This is a genomic window from Deinococcus betulae (assembly GCF_020166395.1).
In the GTDB taxonomy this organism is placed as follows: Bacteria; Deinococcota; Deinococci; order Deinococcales; family Deinococcaceae; genus Deinococcus; species Deinococcus betulae.
The window spans coordinates 64,536-78,771 of record NZ_JAIQXU010000003.1; the positions used below are offsets into that span (position 1 = coordinate 64,536).

Consider the following 14,236-nt stretch of genomic DNA (forward strand, 5'->3'; position numbering starts at 1 on the left):
GTGCCACACCGCTTTCAGCACGGACTGGTTATTGGGAAGTTTGCCCCCCTGCACCGGGGCCACCTGTGGCTGCTGGACACGGCCCTGGCGCAGTGCGAGCAGGTCAGCGTGTGGGTCTATTCCCGCCCAGACTTTCCCGACATGCCCACGCCGCTGCGCCGGAACTGGCTGCGCGAGCTGTACCCGGCGCGGCTGTTTCCGCACCTCACCTTGCTGCCGGACGCCCCCAACCCGCCCCTGAACGACGAACCCGACGCGGTGCATCAGACCTACGTGCGGGGCGTGCTGGAAGGCTGGGGCATTCAGCCGGACGCCGTGTTCACCTCCGAACACTACGGCGACGCGCTGGCGGCCGGGTTGGGGGCGGCGCACGTCTGCGTGGACCTGCCGCGCGCGGCCTTTGCGGTCAGTGGCACGGCGCTGCGGGCCGATGTTCACGCGGGCCGAGCGATGCTGGACCCCAGCGTCTACGCCCACTTTGTGCGGCGGGTGGTCATCCTGGGCGCCGAAAGCACCGGCAAAAGCACCCTGACGCGCGTCCTGGGCGAAGCCTACGGCACGGCGTGGGTGCGCGAGTACGGCCGCGACGTGTACGAACGCGAGCAGGGCGCCCTGTCGCCCGAGCATTTTTTAGAAATCGCGTGGGGCCACCGGGCTCTTGAAGACGAGGCGGCCCGCACGCCGGGCGTCCACCGCTGGGTCTTTTGCGACACGGACGCCGCCACCACCCTGATGTGGTCGTATCTGCTGACCGGCACCGCGCGCCCCGAACTCCACGCCCTGGCCGCCGACTGCGCCGCGCGGTATACCCACACGTTCCTGTGCGACACCGACCTTCCACACGAACAGGACGGCTGGCGCGCCAACACCGAAGTGCGGGCAGTACAGCAGGCCTTTATCCGGCAGGACCTGGGCACACGCGGGGTGCCGTACACGCTGCTGCGCGGCACTGTGGCCGAGCGGGTGGCCGGGGTGCGCGCGGTGCTGGACGCCAGCGCATGAGCGGCGAGCGCGAGGCCGCCAACGCCCGGCAATTTGACGCCCTGGCCTCCACCTACGACGAGGTGGGATTTCTGACGCTGGCGGCGCGGTTGACGGCCACGGCAGCGCAGGTCCGCCCCGACGAGGCCGTGCTGGACGTGATGACCGGCACGGGCACGGTTTTGGCCGCACTGGGCCAGCATGACGGGCCGCTGGTGGGCACCGACCTCTCGGCGGGGATGCTGGAGGTCGCGCGGAGGCGGGTTCCAGGGGCCACGTTCATGCAGGCCGACGCCGCAGCCCTGCCCTTTCTAGCTGCAACCTTCGACACCGTGATCTGCGCCGCTGGCCTGTTTTTCATGCCGGACATGGCCGGGGCCGTGCGGGAGTGGGGACGGGTGCTGCGGCCCGGCGGCCGACTGGTGGTTTCGGTGTTTGGGCGGGGCCTGCTGGGCGAGTTGCCAGGCCTATGGCGGGCCGAGTTGGCCGCTGTGGGCCTCAAGCCGGGAGCGCCGCCTCTGGGCCGCCTGCCCACGCCTGAAGCCCTGACCGGCGTGCTGCAAGAAGCTGGGCTGACCGACACTCGGGCCGATCTGACCCCACATCCCTACACCCTGCCGGACCCCAGCGCCCGGCTGGCCGACATTCGCGCGGGGCTGGAAGGACTGCCGATGCGCGACCTGCCACCAGAAGCACGCCTGGCACTGGACACTCAGCACCGTGCCACGCTCACGCCTCTATTTGCCGCTGGGCCGCTGACAGTCCCGCTGCCCCTCATCGTCGGCACGGGACATGCATCTTCCGGGGGACGCAACGCAGGGGCAAAGTGTCGCGTACTGTGAAGCATGACCAACCCTGACGACAAGACGCCTGCCCCGGCCCCCGATACGGCGCCGTCCTGGGTGGATGACGTGCTGAACTCCTCCAGCCAGGCCGGTGCCCCCACCGATCTGCGGATTTCTGAGGGGCCTCGCCAGAGCGCACCGGCACCGGCCTGGTTAGAGAAGCCGGCGGCCCCTCAGCCCGCCGCCCCCGCACCCTCCTGGGTGGATGAATTGGCGGCCTCGCCCACGGCGCCGCTGCCGCCGTCGTCCCAGCCGCCTGCCGCGCCGTATGACCCGGCCAGTGGCGCCCCCACCAACGACGACTGGGTCACCCGCGCCACTGGCGGCGCGCGCAATCCGACCGTTCCGCAGGGACCGCCGACGGCCCCGGCTGCCAGCCCCCGCCCCTTTGACGCCTTTGGCGACCCCTCGCGCCAGATGGCCCCCTCCTTCGGCGCGGGGCCGCTGTCCAGCGACGTGTCTCAGAAGAAGATGATTGCGGGCTTGCTGGCCATCTTTCTAGGCAGCCTGGGCGTGCACAAGTTCTTCCTGGGGCAGACCACACCGGGCCTGCTGACGCTGGGCGTCAATGTGGGCGTGTGGATTGTGGCCCTGCTGCTGGGCGTGCTGACGCTGGGGGCCGGCCTGCTGCTCACCATTCCCCTGGCCGCACTGGTCAGCAGCGCCCTGGGTCTGCTGGGCCTGGTGGAAGGCATCATCTACCTGACCAAGAGTGACAGTGAGTTCCAGCGCGACTACCTGCTGGGCGGCAAAGCCTGGCTGTAATGCTTTACCTTTGCCAGTGACTGTCAACCGTTTACAGTGCCTGCTCGATGTCCGCCTGTAAATCGGCCAGCGCCTCCACGCCCACGCTCATGCGGATGGTCAGGGGCGTGACGCCCGCTGCGTACCGGGCCGCTTCGGGGACACGCCCGTGGGTGGTGGTCCAGGGGTGCACCACCAGGGTACGCACGTCACCCAGATTGGGGGCGATCCGCAGGACCCCCACACGCGACAGGAAGGCCGAGGGGTCCGGCACCTCAAAGGTCAGCACTGCCCCTTGCCCGCCCCGCAGATAGGTCTGGGCCAAGGCGTGGTGCGGGTGATCCGGCAACCCTGGGTAGCTCACTTTGCCCACCTTCGGATGCTCTGACAGCCAGCGGGCCAGCGCCAACGCCGTCTCGCTCTCGCGCGTCAGGCGCAGTGGCAGGGTTTCCAGGCCCTGGGCGATCAGGAAAGCCGAGTGCGGCGCCAGGGTCATGCCCAGCTGGTGTGCGCCCAGCCAGCGCTGGCGCCAGGCCAGGGCCGCGTCGCCGCGCACGTTCAGGATGCTGGCCTCGCCGCCCTCGGTGAAGATGGGGTTGCGGGTCAGGTCATGCCTGGTCCCCACCGTCACGGCGCCGCCCAGGACGCTGCCGTGCCCGCCGGCCCACTTGGTCAGCGACTGCGTCACGATGTCTGCGCCGTGCTCCAGCGGCCGGCACAGAAAGCCCACGCCTCCGCAGGTGTTGTCAATCGCCAGCAGGGCGCCGTGCTCGTGGGCAATATCGGCAAAAGCTGCAATGTCCGCAATGTCGCCCGCCGGGTTGCTGATCATCTCGGCCCAGACCAGGCGGGTCTCCGGCCGTAGGGCCGCGCGGATGGCTGCCGGGGTGTTCTTGGTCAGCGTGGCCGAGATACCCATCAGGGGCAGGATGTTGCTCAGGAGGCCCGTGCTGCCGCCAAACAGACTGGACGCCGACACCACATGATCCCCTGCGCGGCACACGCTGAGAATGGCGGTGAGGGTGGCCGCCTGCCCACTGGCAACCGTGACGGTGGCGGCCCCGCCTTCCAGGGTGGTCAGGCGCTCTTCGAGGGCGCGCACCGTGGGGTTTTGCAGGCGCGCGTAACTGAGACCCGTGTTCTGCCCAAATTCGGCCTGGGCCTGTTCCAGCGTGTCGAATTGAAAGGCCGCCGCCGCGTGAATGGGAAAGCCGATGGTCTGCCCCAGGCCGCGCGGAATGGCGCTTTGCACGGCGGCGGTTTCGTAGCTCCAGTCGGCTGGTTCGGGGGCGCGGGCGTCGGTCATGCGCCCACGCTACGCCGCGCGGCGGGATAAGGTACGCCCCATGTCCGACCCACCTGGATTGTCGGTTGGCGTGAGTGTGCTGCTGCAAGACGAGGCAGGCCGGGTGCTGCTTCAGCGCCGGGGCGACGACGGCCGCTGGGGCACACCGGGCGGGCGCCTGAACCCCGGCGAAACCTTTCTAGCGGCGGCCCACCGGGAACTGCACGAGGAAACCGGCCTGAGCTGCCCTGGCCTGACCCTCCTGCCGCTGCCGGACGGCCTGGTGGACGGCCCCAGCTTCCGGCACGACTACCCCAGTGGGCAGACCGTGTTCATGGTGGGCCTGCGCGCCTGGGGGATTCTCCCGGCGGCCGCAGTGGAGGATGCCGCGCCTGACGACAGCGGCGAAACGCTGGAGCTGCGCTGGTTCGCCCTGGACGACCTGCCGGCCCTGAGCGGCGCGGTGAACGTGGCGAGCATGAATCTGCTGCGGGCGCGCGCTGGACTGGGGCCGCTGGTCAACTTTGCATGACAGAGAGATGAAGATTCCTTAAGCTGCTGCTGATGAAACGCACCCTCGCTGTCCTGACCGTCTTTAGCCTGCTGCTGGCCGCCTGCCGCCCTCAGCCTGTGCCGACGCCCATTGACCCGGCCACGGTTGAACCTGTCGCCCCCGTGGTGGGGCAGGCGCTGGAGGTGCAGCAGATTCCCGGCACCGTCGAGAGCGCCGCCAAGCAGCTGAACGCCCTGCTGGACCCCAACAACCCCGACATAGATCCTGACCTGAAAGCCCTGCTGGCCGTCTTTGGTCCCGGCAGCGCCATGCCCCTAGACTTGAAGCAGCCCACCCAACTGGGCCGCAGCTTGGTTCAGAATTTTGCCGCCCACGCCCGTGGTCAGCTGCAGGTGCAGGGCGTGACGACGCTGAAGCAGACGCTCCCCACCGGCACGACAACCGTGGACCGGACGGGCCGCTCGACCTACCAGAGCACCCCTGCGGACGGCTACGTCATCATCTTTGAAGCACAGAACCTGCGCGTAGACGTGAAGTGGAAAGTGGGCGGCGCCGCCACCGTGTTTGTTCCAGCCGGCATGGCCTACAACCCCAGCACCGGCCAGTGGAGCCCCGCCGAGCAGGAACTGCCCACCAACGCCAGCGCCACGCTGACCCGAGGCACCCAGGCCGCCGCTGGCGCCACCTTCACCATGACGCCGGGCGAGTGCCTGTCGGCCCTGGGGCCCACCGCTCTGAGCTTTAACGCCTGGGCCGGCCGCGCCGTGAACAGTCCCGCTGCCCTGAAGCTGAACTACGCCTGGACCGACGCCAATATCAGTCTCAGCGGCGACGCCCTGTACACCACCACCAAGCAGAAGGCCAGCCTGAGCGCCAAACTGGACGTGCGCGGCACGACCGTTAACCGCTGCACGCCCGCCACCTTCGCCTTCCGCCCCACCCGCGCCGACCTGACCGCCAGCGCCGAAGTCCCCAGTCACAAGCTGGACCTGGCCCTGTACCTGCGCGACCTGAGCAACCTGGAATTCAGCGCCGACGCCCTGAATGCCCAGAACCCCCTGGCCAAGGTGGGCGGCACGGTCAATGGTCGCCTGAGCTTTAACGGCCGCAGCCTGCTGACCGCTTTCGGGCCGCTGGCCGACGGCGCCGACACCAACCTCCAGCCCGGCGATCAGGTGAAGGTGAAGTACGTCCAAGACGGCAAGTTGGTCGAAACCGACCTACCCGGCGCCCTGGACGGGCTGGGCACGCTGTTCCTGCCGTATTGATTCTCCACCCGACTCTGGCCCCACCCGCGCTTAGCTGGTGGGGCCGTCTTCATAGCGGCCTGAAGGCTGCGGTAACGTGACCCATGCGCATTCAGGACATGAACTGGGACATGGTTGAGGCGGCACTGAGGCGCGATGACCGCTGCGTGCTGCCGCTGGGCTGCACCGAGCAGCACGCCACCCTGAGCCTGGCCACCGACACCCTGCTGGCTGGGCGGGTGGCCCGCGAGGCCGCCGAGGGCCTGGGCGTTCCTGTCTTTCCGACGCTGCCCTACGGCATTACACCGACTTTTACGGCTTACCCCGGCACCCTGAGTGTGAGCGTCAACACCTATCTGGCCCTGTTGGACGACCTGCTCCGTGGGCTGCACGCCCAGGGCTTCCGGCGCATTCTGGTGGTCAACGGCCACGGGGGCAACGCGCCGGGCCAGGGTTGGCTGGGCGAGTGGCTGGCCCGGCACCCGGACGCGCGGGTGCAGTGGCACAACTGGTGGAACGCGCCGCGCACCTGGGCAGCGGTGCAGGCCACCGACGAACTGGCCAGCCACGCGAGCTGGATGGAAAGTTTTCCCTGGACCCGGCTGGAAGGCGTCAGCGCCCCCGAAGAGCGCAAGCCGATGGTGGATCTGAATGCGCTGCGGCAGCTGCCTCCCGCCGGGGTCCGGGCCCTGCTGGGCGACGGCAATTTCGGCGGCCTGCACCGCCGCCCCGACCGCGAGATGCTCCGGATCTGGCAAGAAGCGGTGGCTGAAACGCGGGCGCTGCTGGAGACCGGCTGGGCCTAAAGACCATGTGGGGCTGATCTGATCTAGAGCCAGCGCAACCTCTGAATTCCGGCAAGAGCGCAGCCCACATGGCTTCTCTCTGTTTCGTTAACAAATCGGGAGAACACCAGTTCGCAAGCTCCACGCCTGGAACCCGCTTTTCTTCTTCTCACTCCGCTGCGTAACCGGTCTTGAATCGTTTTGGTCAACACTTCAAGCGGCGTCCGTATGGGTCGATTCGCAAGTCAACAAGACAAGCCGAGGCCCGGCGACTCTAGGGCCGCCTCCTGTGGCAGAGAGCATCTTAGGCCGCCGCACCGATCTCCCATATAGAGAAGACCAGGCTCTTGAGCGCCACATCTCACTCTTGCCCAGCTGCCCTCTTCATCTTTTAGGAACCAGAGTTCGTCTCGGCCCAGCCTTAGTTCTCGTCTAACTCGGCAGCCACAGCGGCCAGTGCACCTGGCCGACCAATCCGAGCGCGGCCGTCCGCTTGCGCCGCCTGGAACCGGGTCGGGTCAGTGCCGAGGCTCTGGACCGCAGCGGCAACCGCCTGCGCCGTGGGCGCGGTAACGGTCAGGGCCTGACCCAGCAGGCGCGTCTGCCGCGCGGCAAACCCCGCCACGTACTGCGGCCCTGGCGTGGGGAAGCCCACGACGGGGAGGCCCAGCCCAGCCGCCTGTTCGTTGGCTGTGCCGGCTGTTCCCAGGGCCAGGGCAGCCCGGTGCAGCACCGCCGAAAAAGCGCCGCGCAGCACCAGCACTCGCGTCTCGCCGCGCCGCAGCCACAGGGTCGCCTCATCCACCTGGCCAGCTGTCCAGCCGGGCAGCGGCGGCAATTCGGCGAATGGGCGGGCAAAGGCCACAGCGGCCTGCCAGGCGGGGAGCTGCGCGGCGGCCTCCAGCATGACCGGCAGGGAAAACGCCGCGTCTCCGCGCTGGCCGGGGAGCAGGGCCAGCACCGGCCGCCCGTCCAGCAGCGGCCCCAGGTCGCGTTCGGGCTCGGGCAGCACATCCATCGCAAAGCCGCCCCGGTACGCGGCATTCACGCCGCGCCGGGCCAGGTGAACGGCCGAGGGCTGGTCCCGCGTGTACACCCGCCGCGCCCGACGGGCCAGGGCCACCTCCCAGGGCATAAAGAGGTTGGCGCCCAGGGCGTTCAGTTCACGCAGGTGGGCCGCCGGGGTCATGCCCTGCGCGTAGAACGACGACACCAGCGGCTGAAGGTGCGTCAGTGGCAGGCGGGGGCCAGCTGCCCGACCAGCTGGCCGCGCCACCACCCGCGCGGCCAGGGTGCCCACCGCCAGCGCGTAGGTGTCGCCCACCACAACCACCCGCGCCACCTGCCCCCCCAACCGCCGCGCCGCCGCCCACTGCCGCAGCGAGACGGTCAGCAGGCCCGCCTGCACATCCGCGCGCAGGTTTGCCAGGCTGCCAAAGGGAAAGCCGCCCGAAGGCAGCGCCAGATGGGGGCCCTGAAGCTCGGCAGTCCCCGCATACGCCGTGCCCGACCCGACCAGCGGGAGGGCCAGCACCGGCCCGCGCCCGGCCCGCGCCAGTTCACACGCCAGCCCGGCCCCGATCAGGTCCTCGGCGTACCCATTGGACACCAGAAGGGTCGCGTCTGTTCGCCGAAAAGTGCTCGCCACGCCCCGTAGGCTAGCGTAGGGTGGCGGCCATGAGTCTCATGGAACTGCGGCGGGTCTGGGGCACGCGCCCGCTGATTGGCGCGGCGGTAGGCGTGCTGCTTCAGGACGAAAGCGGGCGCGTGCTGCTGCAGCGCCGGGGCGACGACGGCCTCTGGAGCGAACCCGGCGGCGCCCTGGAACCAGGCGAGGATTTTCTGACCGGCGCGCGGCGCGAACTTCTGGAAGAAACGGGCCTGACCTGCCCCACTTTGCGCCTCTTGCCCCTGCCGGGCGGCCTGCAAAGTGGCCCTGAGCTGTACCACCGCTACCCCCACGGCGACGAGCTTTACATCGTGGGCATGCGGGCGCACGGCACCCTCCCGGCCGAGGCCCTGAAGGGCGCCCAGCCCGACGACAGCGGCGAAACCCTGGAGCTGCGCTGGTTCGCTCTGGACGACCTGCCAGCGCTGAGCAACAACGCCAACAAACAGTCTATGAACCTGTTGCGCGGCTGGGAGGGCCTACCACCTTTGCCACTGCACCCCACGCCGCCCCCACCGCCACCCGGCAACTTTCTGCTGGACCTGCGAAAAGTCATTGGCCACCGGCCCTGGTTTGCGCCTGGGGCCAATGTGCTGGTGACGGACGAAGCGGGGCGCCTTCTGCTGCTGCGCTGCGGGCACACCGGGCGCTGGACCCTGCCCGGCGGCAGCCTGGAACCCGGCGAGAGCTTCGCAGAAACGGCGGCGCGGGAACTGCTCGAAGAAACGGGCCTGACCGCCGCCCGCCTGGACCCACTGGAGATGTTCGCCGGCCCTGAGTACCGCTTCACCTACCCGAACGGCGACGTGGTGGACTACGTGTCGGTGCTGTACCGCGCTCACAGCGTGACCGGCACCTTAGTTCCGCAGTCCGGCGAGGTGCTGGAGGTGGGCTGGTTCGGTGCGGATGAGCTGCCGGACGACGCCGACCTGAGCGGCGCGCTGATTCAGGCCAATTTGCGGGACTGGAAAAAGCTGAGGGGCCAGCCAAACAGCTGACCCCCCTCGCCTTCTTCTCTGCTTATCCCTTTACCGCTCGCGGATGCTCCAGCCCTGGGCCTTCACGGCCGCAATCTGGCGCTGGAACACGCCGTCAATCTCCTCTTCGGTCAGGGTCCGCTCGCCCTGATAAGTCAGGCGCACCGCCACCGAGCGGTTGCCTGCGCCAATCTGCTCGCCCACAAACACGTCAAAGGGCTCAACCTGTTGCAGCAGGGGACCGCCCTCCTGCCGCAGCGCCGCCGCCACCTCGCCGTAGCTGACGGCCTGCGGCGCAATGACCGCCAGGTCACGCCACGCCGCCGGGGCGCGGCTGGGGTCGCGGAAGGCCCACTCGCGCCCCGGCAGCGGCAGGGCGGCTTCCAGCACGAAGGTCTCGCCTTTCAGGCCGAACGCCTGCGCGATTTCTGGATGCAGGGCACCCAGCCAGCCCACGGACTGCCCGTTCCACACGACCTCGCCGGCAATGCCGGGATGGAGGGCCGGCGGCACTGCTGCGCCGCGCAGTTGCCGCACCTCCAGCCCTGCGCCCAGCGTGCCCGCCAGGCTTTCGACCAGGCCGCGGAAGGCGCGGAAATCGCCGGCTACCCCGGCTTCATGGGTTTTGGCGGCCAGAGGGCCGCGCATCAGCAGCCCCAGGCGCTCGGTTTCGCCGCTGGCCGGGAAAATGCGGCCGATTTCGAACAGTAGCGTGCGCTCGCCGCCGGTCTGCATGGCCGCCGCCTTCAGCAGGCTGGGATACAGCGCGGTGCGCATGCCGGTGCGGTCGGCGGTCAGGGGGTTGCGCAGGCGCACACCGGGCTGCTCGGCGCGGGCCTTCTCAGCTTCCTCGTCGCTGGTGAAGGTGTAGGTCACGACCTCCTGAAACCCCAGTCCGGCCAGCGTGCGGCGCAGCCCTGCGCGGGCCACCCCTTCCCGCTCTGCCCCCACATTGCTTTCGTGGACGCGCAGGGTGGGCAGCTGTTCGGGCAAGTGGGCGTAGCCGTGCAGCCGGGCCACCTCCTCGGCTAGGTCCTGCCAGATGGCCATGTCAATGCGCCACGACGGCGGCACCACACTGAGCTGGTCGCCCTCCCCCTCGACCGCGCAGCCCAGGCGAGTCAGGATGTCCCGCATTTCAGCAGTGACCACATCCATGCCCAGCAGGGCGCGAATCTGGGTGCCCGTGGCCTCAATCCGGTTCGGCACCTCTGGCTGGCCCACCACCGTGGCGCCGGGGTGGACGGTGCCGCCGGCCTCGCCCAGCAGGCCCACCAAGCGGGCAGCGGCGCGGGGCGGTAGCAGGGGGTCTACCCCGCGTTCATAGCGGTAGACGGCGTCGGTTTTCAGGCCCAGGCGGGTGCTCGTGCGGCGCAGCAGCACCGGGTCAAAGTGCGCCACCTCGACGACGACGTCGGTGGTATCGGCACGCACATGGCCGTGGTCGCCCCCCATGATGCCCGCGATACCCAGCACGCCCTGACCGGGCTGCGGCTGGCCGGCGTTCTCAAAGGCTTCAGCCACCGTGGAAATGGGGCGTTCCTGGCCGTCCAGAATGAGCAGGTCCTCGGGTCCTACAGTTTGCTCGTGGCCCATCAGGTCGCGCACGGTCTCGCCCTGGCGGCGGCCAAACGCCACGAGAATCTGGTCGCCTGCCACGTCGCGGCGGTCGTACAGCGCGGTGGGCTGGCCCAATTCCAGCATCACGTAGTTGCTGGTATCCACAATCAGGTCAATGGCACGCATCCCCGAGAGGGTCACGCGGCGCTGCATCCACAGGGGCGCGGGGCCGTTGCACAGACCGCTCACCGTCCGGGCCACGAAATGGTCGCAGCCGAAGCGCAGTTTCCGGGTCGGGTCACGCTCAATGACGCGGCCTTTGTCGGGCAGCAACACGCGAATCTCGCCTTCGCCCTTGGCAGCGGGGCCAGCAGGTGGCTCGTTCAGGTCCAGCTTCAGGAACGCGGCCAGGTCGCGGGCTAGGCCCAGGGCGCTCAGCACATCGGCGCGGTTGGGGGTGACCTCCACATCCAGCACCTGATCGGCGGCCCACAGGTCGCGCATGGGCGTGCCAGGCTTGGCCGTGCCCACCGGGAACAGCATCAAGCCCGCGCTGCTTTCACCCACGCCCAGCTCCTTGGCGCTGGCGGCCATGCCCCAGGACTCCACGCCTTGCAGGGCGCGCACGCCGTAGGTCATGCCGCCCAGTGTGGTGCCAGGGCTGACCAGAGCGACCACCGTGCCCGCAGGCAAACCCACGGCGTTAGGGGCGCCGCTGGCAATCACGCGCTCGCCGTGGGGGCCAGCGTCCAGGGTGAGCCTGGTCAGCTGGGTGCCTTCTATCGGCTCAGCGGCTGTGACGGTCACCAGCAGTACGCCTTCGGGCGGCGCGGGCACGTCTTCGATGCCTTCTAGGGGTAGGCCCAGTTGGGCAAACACAGGTTCCAGTTCAGTCAGGGGCGGCAGGGCGGGAACAAGTTCTTTGAGCCAGGAGTAGGGGATGTTCATAGAGGGGACCTCGGTGGGATTGCCCCCACCCCGGCCCTCCCCCCTGAAGGGGGAGGGAGAAGGGCGGCGGGCCTTAGCTTGGTGTGCGGTCGTTCAGAGCCGTCTGAATTCGTTCCAGTACGCTGGGCAGATTGGTGCGGACTTCGTTGTTCCAGAAGCGCAGGGTCAGGAAACCATGGGCCAGCATGTCGGCATCTCTGGCCTGATCTTCAGGGCTGTTCAGGTGCTGGCTGCCGTCCAGTTCAATCACCAACTGGCGTTCATAGCAGACGAAATCGGCGACGTACCGGCCCATTGGTTCCTGCCGGCGGAAACTGACACCTAATGCTTTGCGGCGCAATTTTTGCCAGAGCAGCAGTTCCTCTGGGGTCATGCGCCGCCGGAGAGTACGAGCTATTTCTGTTGAAGGACTGGTACATTCCCAAGAACCGCCGCCAGATCTTTTGACTCCCTCCCCCTTCAGGGGGGAGGGTTGGGGAGGGGGCGCACGCCGCGTCACCCCGCCAGCCCCCGAACCAGCCCCCGCACCTGCTGGGGTACCAGATTTACGGCGTTCAGTTCCTGCCTGCTGACCCAGGCAGGTTCATACGAGTTGGCTTCGCTGTGGCGCACACCCTCGGGGCCGTCGCCCAGACGCATCTCGCCGCCCTGCCAGGTCACCAGAAAGTAGTGTTCGCGGTTGCCCAGATTCTCTAGAACCAGCACTTCGCGCTCCACCTGAACCGTCAGGTTCACCTCTTCCAGCATCTCGCGAACGCAGGCTTCGGCGGGGGTCTCGTCGCCTTCAATGCCGCCGCCGGGCAGGGTGGCATACACACGGCCTTCTTTGCGGCGGAGCATCAGCAGCACTTGCCCCTGGTCGTTGAGGAGGATGCCCACGGAACGGGGTCTCACGACGCACCTCCCAAAAGCCACTCCACCGCCGCCTGAGCATGGAGGGCGGTGATGTCAAAGGTGGGCACAGGTGAGTCCTCAGGACCGACCAGTAACGGAATCTCGGTGCAGCCCAGGATGATGCCCTGCGCCCCCTGAGCGGCCAGGTCGGCCATCACCGCGCGGTAGCGCTCGCGGGAATCGGCACGGATGTCGTTGCGGCACAGTTCGTCGAAGATGACGCGGTGAACCTCGGCGCGCTGGGGGGCCTCGGGCACCAGCGTTTCAATCCCGAACTTCTCGCGCAAGCGATCCTTGTAGAAAGGCTGTTCCATCGTGAAGGCCGTCGCCAGCAGCCCCACCCGCTCAATGCCCGCCGCTTTCAGAGCCGCGCCCGTACTGTCCACGATATGCAGCAGCGGTATCTCCAGTCGGGCCTCCAGTTGCGGCGCCACCAGATGCATGGTGTTCGTGGCAATGAGCAGAGCGCCCGCACCGGCCGCCTGCAAGCCCTGGGCGGCGTTGCCCAGGAGCTCGGCGGCCTCGTCCCAGGCGGCAGCTTGTTGCAGGGCCACCACCCGCGCGAAGTCAAAGGAGTGAATCAGCAGGGGCGCCGAATGCAGGCCGCCCCGGCGCCCAGCATACGCGGCGTTGATCTGGCGGTAATACTCGGCGGTGCTGGTCCAGCTCATGCCGCCCAGGACACCCAAGAGGCGCTCGGCACTCACCCCAGTTCCCCCCGGAACTGTCCAATCACCCTCGGATCGTTCGCGTAGAAATACCGAATATCGGGAATCTTGTACTTCAGCATGGCAATGCGCTCGGGGCCCAGGCCAAAGGCGAAGCCGGTCTTGCCCTCGTACACGCGCGGCTTGCCGGCCGCCTCGCGCAGATCATCCACCGCCTTAAACACATTCGGGTGAACCATGCCGCAGCCGCCCAGCTCCAGCCATTTGCTCTCGCCGCGCGGGTTGTCCCAGTACACGGCAAAGTCGGCGCCCGGCTCCACGAAGGGGTAATAGCTGGGCTGAAAGCGCACTTTGGCGCCCGCGCCGTAGAGGCCGCGCGCCATCTCGGCAATCGTGCCTTTCAGGTCGGCCATGCTGATGTTGTCCCCAACCACCAACCCTTCAAGCTGGTGAAACATGCTCTCGTGGGTGGCGTCGGTGGCCTCGTAACGGTAGACCTTCCCGCGCACCACGATTTTCAGGTCCGGCTCGTGGTCCACCATGTAGCGAATCTGCATGGGGCTGGTGTGGGTGCGCAGCAGGCGGCCGTCTTCCAGCCAGAAGGTGTCTTGCAGGTCGCGCGCGGGGTGATACCAGGGCACATTCAGCGCCTCGAAGTTGTGGTGCTCGTCTTCGACCTCCGGGCCTTCGACCACCGTGTACCCCAGCCGCTCGTAGATGTTCACGAGGTCGTCGTACACGCGGTTAATCGGATGCAGGCCACCTGCTGGCAGCGGCAGGCCCGGCAGGGTCACGTCAATGGCCTCGCTGGCCAGTTTGGCGTCCAGCGCCTCGCGCTTCAGGGTCGCCTCGCGCTCATCCAGCGCGGCCTGAATCGCCTGGCGCACCGCGTTGATTTCGGCCCCACGGGCCTTGCGCTCCTCGGGGGGCAATTTGCCCAGGGTGCCCAGTTCCTTCGTGACCAGACCACTTTTGCCCACGTACTTCGTCTTGACCGCCTGCAAAACGTCCAGGCTGGCGGCGGCGGCAATCTCACTCACGGCTTCGTGCTGCATGTGTCCTCCTGCGGACCAAAGAAAAACCCCGCCTCGCATGGGTGCGGGCGGGGTGACGCGCTGG

14 protein-coding genes are annotated in these 14,236 nt (G+C 68.3%); 7 read left to right on the plus strand and 7 right to left on the minus strand.

The window, feature by feature from the left end:
* From K7W42_RS03790 to K7W42_RS03800, 3 genes are read left to right on the plus strand one after another with little or no spacing between them, the layout of a single operon-like run.
* Nucleotides 1-1,002 (plus strand): AAA family ATPase, encoded by a 1,002-nt coding sequence (locus K7W42_RS03790; protein ID WP_224572643.1) that lies wholly within the window; start codon nt 1-3, stop codon nt 1,000-1,002.
* Nucleotides 999-1,823: a class I SAM-dependent methyltransferase gene (locus K7W42_RS03795; RefSeq protein ID WP_224572433.1), complete on the plus strand. Its 825-nt coding sequence runs from the start codon at nt 999-1,001 to the stop codon at nt 1,821-1,823. The genes K7W42_RS03790 and K7W42_RS03795 overlap by 4 nt, the downstream gene beginning before the upstream one ends.
* Before the next feature lie 3 nt (nt 1,824-1,826).
* Nucleotides 1,827-2,591, plus strand: coding sequence for a TM2 domain-containing protein (locus tag K7W42_RS03800; RefSeq protein ID WP_224572434.1), 765 nt, complete (start codon nt 1,827-1,829; stop codon nt 2,589-2,591).
* Nucleotides 2,592-2,622: 31 nt separating this feature from the next.
* Here the strand turns inward: K7W42_RS03800 and K7W42_RS03805 are convergent, their stop codons facing one another.
* Nucleotides 2,623-3,876, minus strand: a complete 1,254-nt coding sequence (locus K7W42_RS03805; protein WP_224572435.1) for an aminotransferase class V-fold PLP-dependent enzyme — start codon at nt 3,874-3,876, stop codon at nt 2,623-2,625.
* Between the two features lie 40 nt (nt 3,877-3,916).
* On the opposite strand from K7W42_RS03805, the gene K7W42_RS03810 reads away from it, so the two are divergent.
* From K7W42_RS03810 to K7W42_RS03820, 3 genes are all read left to right on the plus strand, one after another.
* On the plus strand, nt 3,917-4,387 hold the full coding sequence (locus K7W42_RS03810) for an NUDIX domain-containing protein (RefSeq protein ID WP_224572436.1): 471 nt from the start codon (nt 3,917-3,919) through the stop codon (nt 4,385-4,387).
* Nucleotides 4,388-4,419: 32 nt separating this feature from the next.
* On the plus strand, nt 4,420-5,637 hold the full coding sequence (locus K7W42_RS03815) for a hypothetical protein (RefSeq protein WP_224572437.1): 1,218 nt from the start codon (nt 4,420-4,422) through the stop codon (nt 5,635-5,637).
* Between the two features lie 83 nt (nt 5,638-5,720).
* The gene (locus K7W42_RS03820) at nt 5,721-6,422 is read left to right on the plus strand and encodes a creatininase family protein (protein WP_224572438.1); all 702 of its coding nucleotides are present in this window, start codon (nt 5,721-5,723) and stop codon (nt 6,420-6,422) included.
* A 400-nt stretch (nt 6,423-6,822) separates the two neighbouring features.
* Here K7W42_RS03820 and K7W42_RS03825 read toward each other — a convergent pair whose 3' ends face one another.
* Nucleotides 6,823-8,049: a lipid-A-disaccharide synthase-related protein gene (locus K7W42_RS03825; protein WP_224572439.1), complete on the minus strand. Its 1,227-nt coding sequence runs from the start codon at nt 8,047-8,049 to the stop codon at nt 6,823-6,825.
* A 29-nt stretch (nt 8,050-8,078) separates the two neighbouring features.
* On the opposite strand from K7W42_RS03825, the gene K7W42_RS03830 reads away from it, so the two are divergent.
* On the plus strand, nt 8,079-9,068 hold the full coding sequence (locus tag K7W42_RS03830) for an NUDIX domain-containing protein (RefSeq protein ID WP_224572440.1): 990 nt from the start codon (nt 8,079-8,081) through the stop codon (nt 9,066-9,068).
* Nucleotides 9,069-9,098: 30 nt separating this feature from the next.
* Here the strand turns inward: K7W42_RS03830 and K7W42_RS03835 are convergent, their stop codons facing one another.
* The 5 genes from K7W42_RS03835 to pheS all read right to left on the minus strand — a co-directional run bounded on the left by K7W42_RS03835 (nt 9,099) and on the right by pheS (nt 14,172).
* Entirely contained in the window at nt 9,099-11,555 is a 2,457-nt protein-coding gene (locus tag K7W42_RS03835) for a phenylalanine--tRNA ligase subunit beta (RefSeq protein ID WP_224572441.1), read from the minus strand.
* Nucleotides 11,556-11,628: 73 nt separating this feature from the next.
* Complete coding sequence (locus tag K7W42_RS03840; protein ID WP_369411319.1) at nt 11,629-11,952, minus strand: endonuclease domain-containing protein; 324 nt, start codon at nt 11,950-11,952, stop codon at nt 11,629-11,631.
* Between the two features lie 98 nt (nt 11,953-12,050).
* Entirely contained in the window at nt 12,051-12,449 is a 399-nt protein-coding gene (locus tag K7W42_RS03845) for an NUDIX hydrolase (RefSeq protein WP_224572444.1), read from the minus strand.
* On the minus strand, nt 12,446-13,156 hold the full coding sequence (locus K7W42_RS03850) for an aspartate/glutamate racemase family protein (protein ID WP_224572446.1): 711 nt from the start codon (nt 13,154-13,156) through the stop codon (nt 12,446-12,448). The genes K7W42_RS03845 and K7W42_RS03850 overlap by 4 nt, the downstream gene beginning before the upstream one ends.
* Nucleotides 13,153-14,172: a phenylalanine--tRNA ligase subunit alpha gene (gene pheS / locus K7W42_RS03855; RefSeq protein WP_157457942.1), complete on the minus strand. Its 1,020-nt coding sequence runs from the start codon at nt 14,170-14,172 to the stop codon at nt 13,153-13,155. The genes K7W42_RS03850 and pheS overlap by 4 nt, the downstream gene beginning before the upstream one ends.
* Nucleotides 14,173-14,236: the final 64 nt, after the last annotated feature.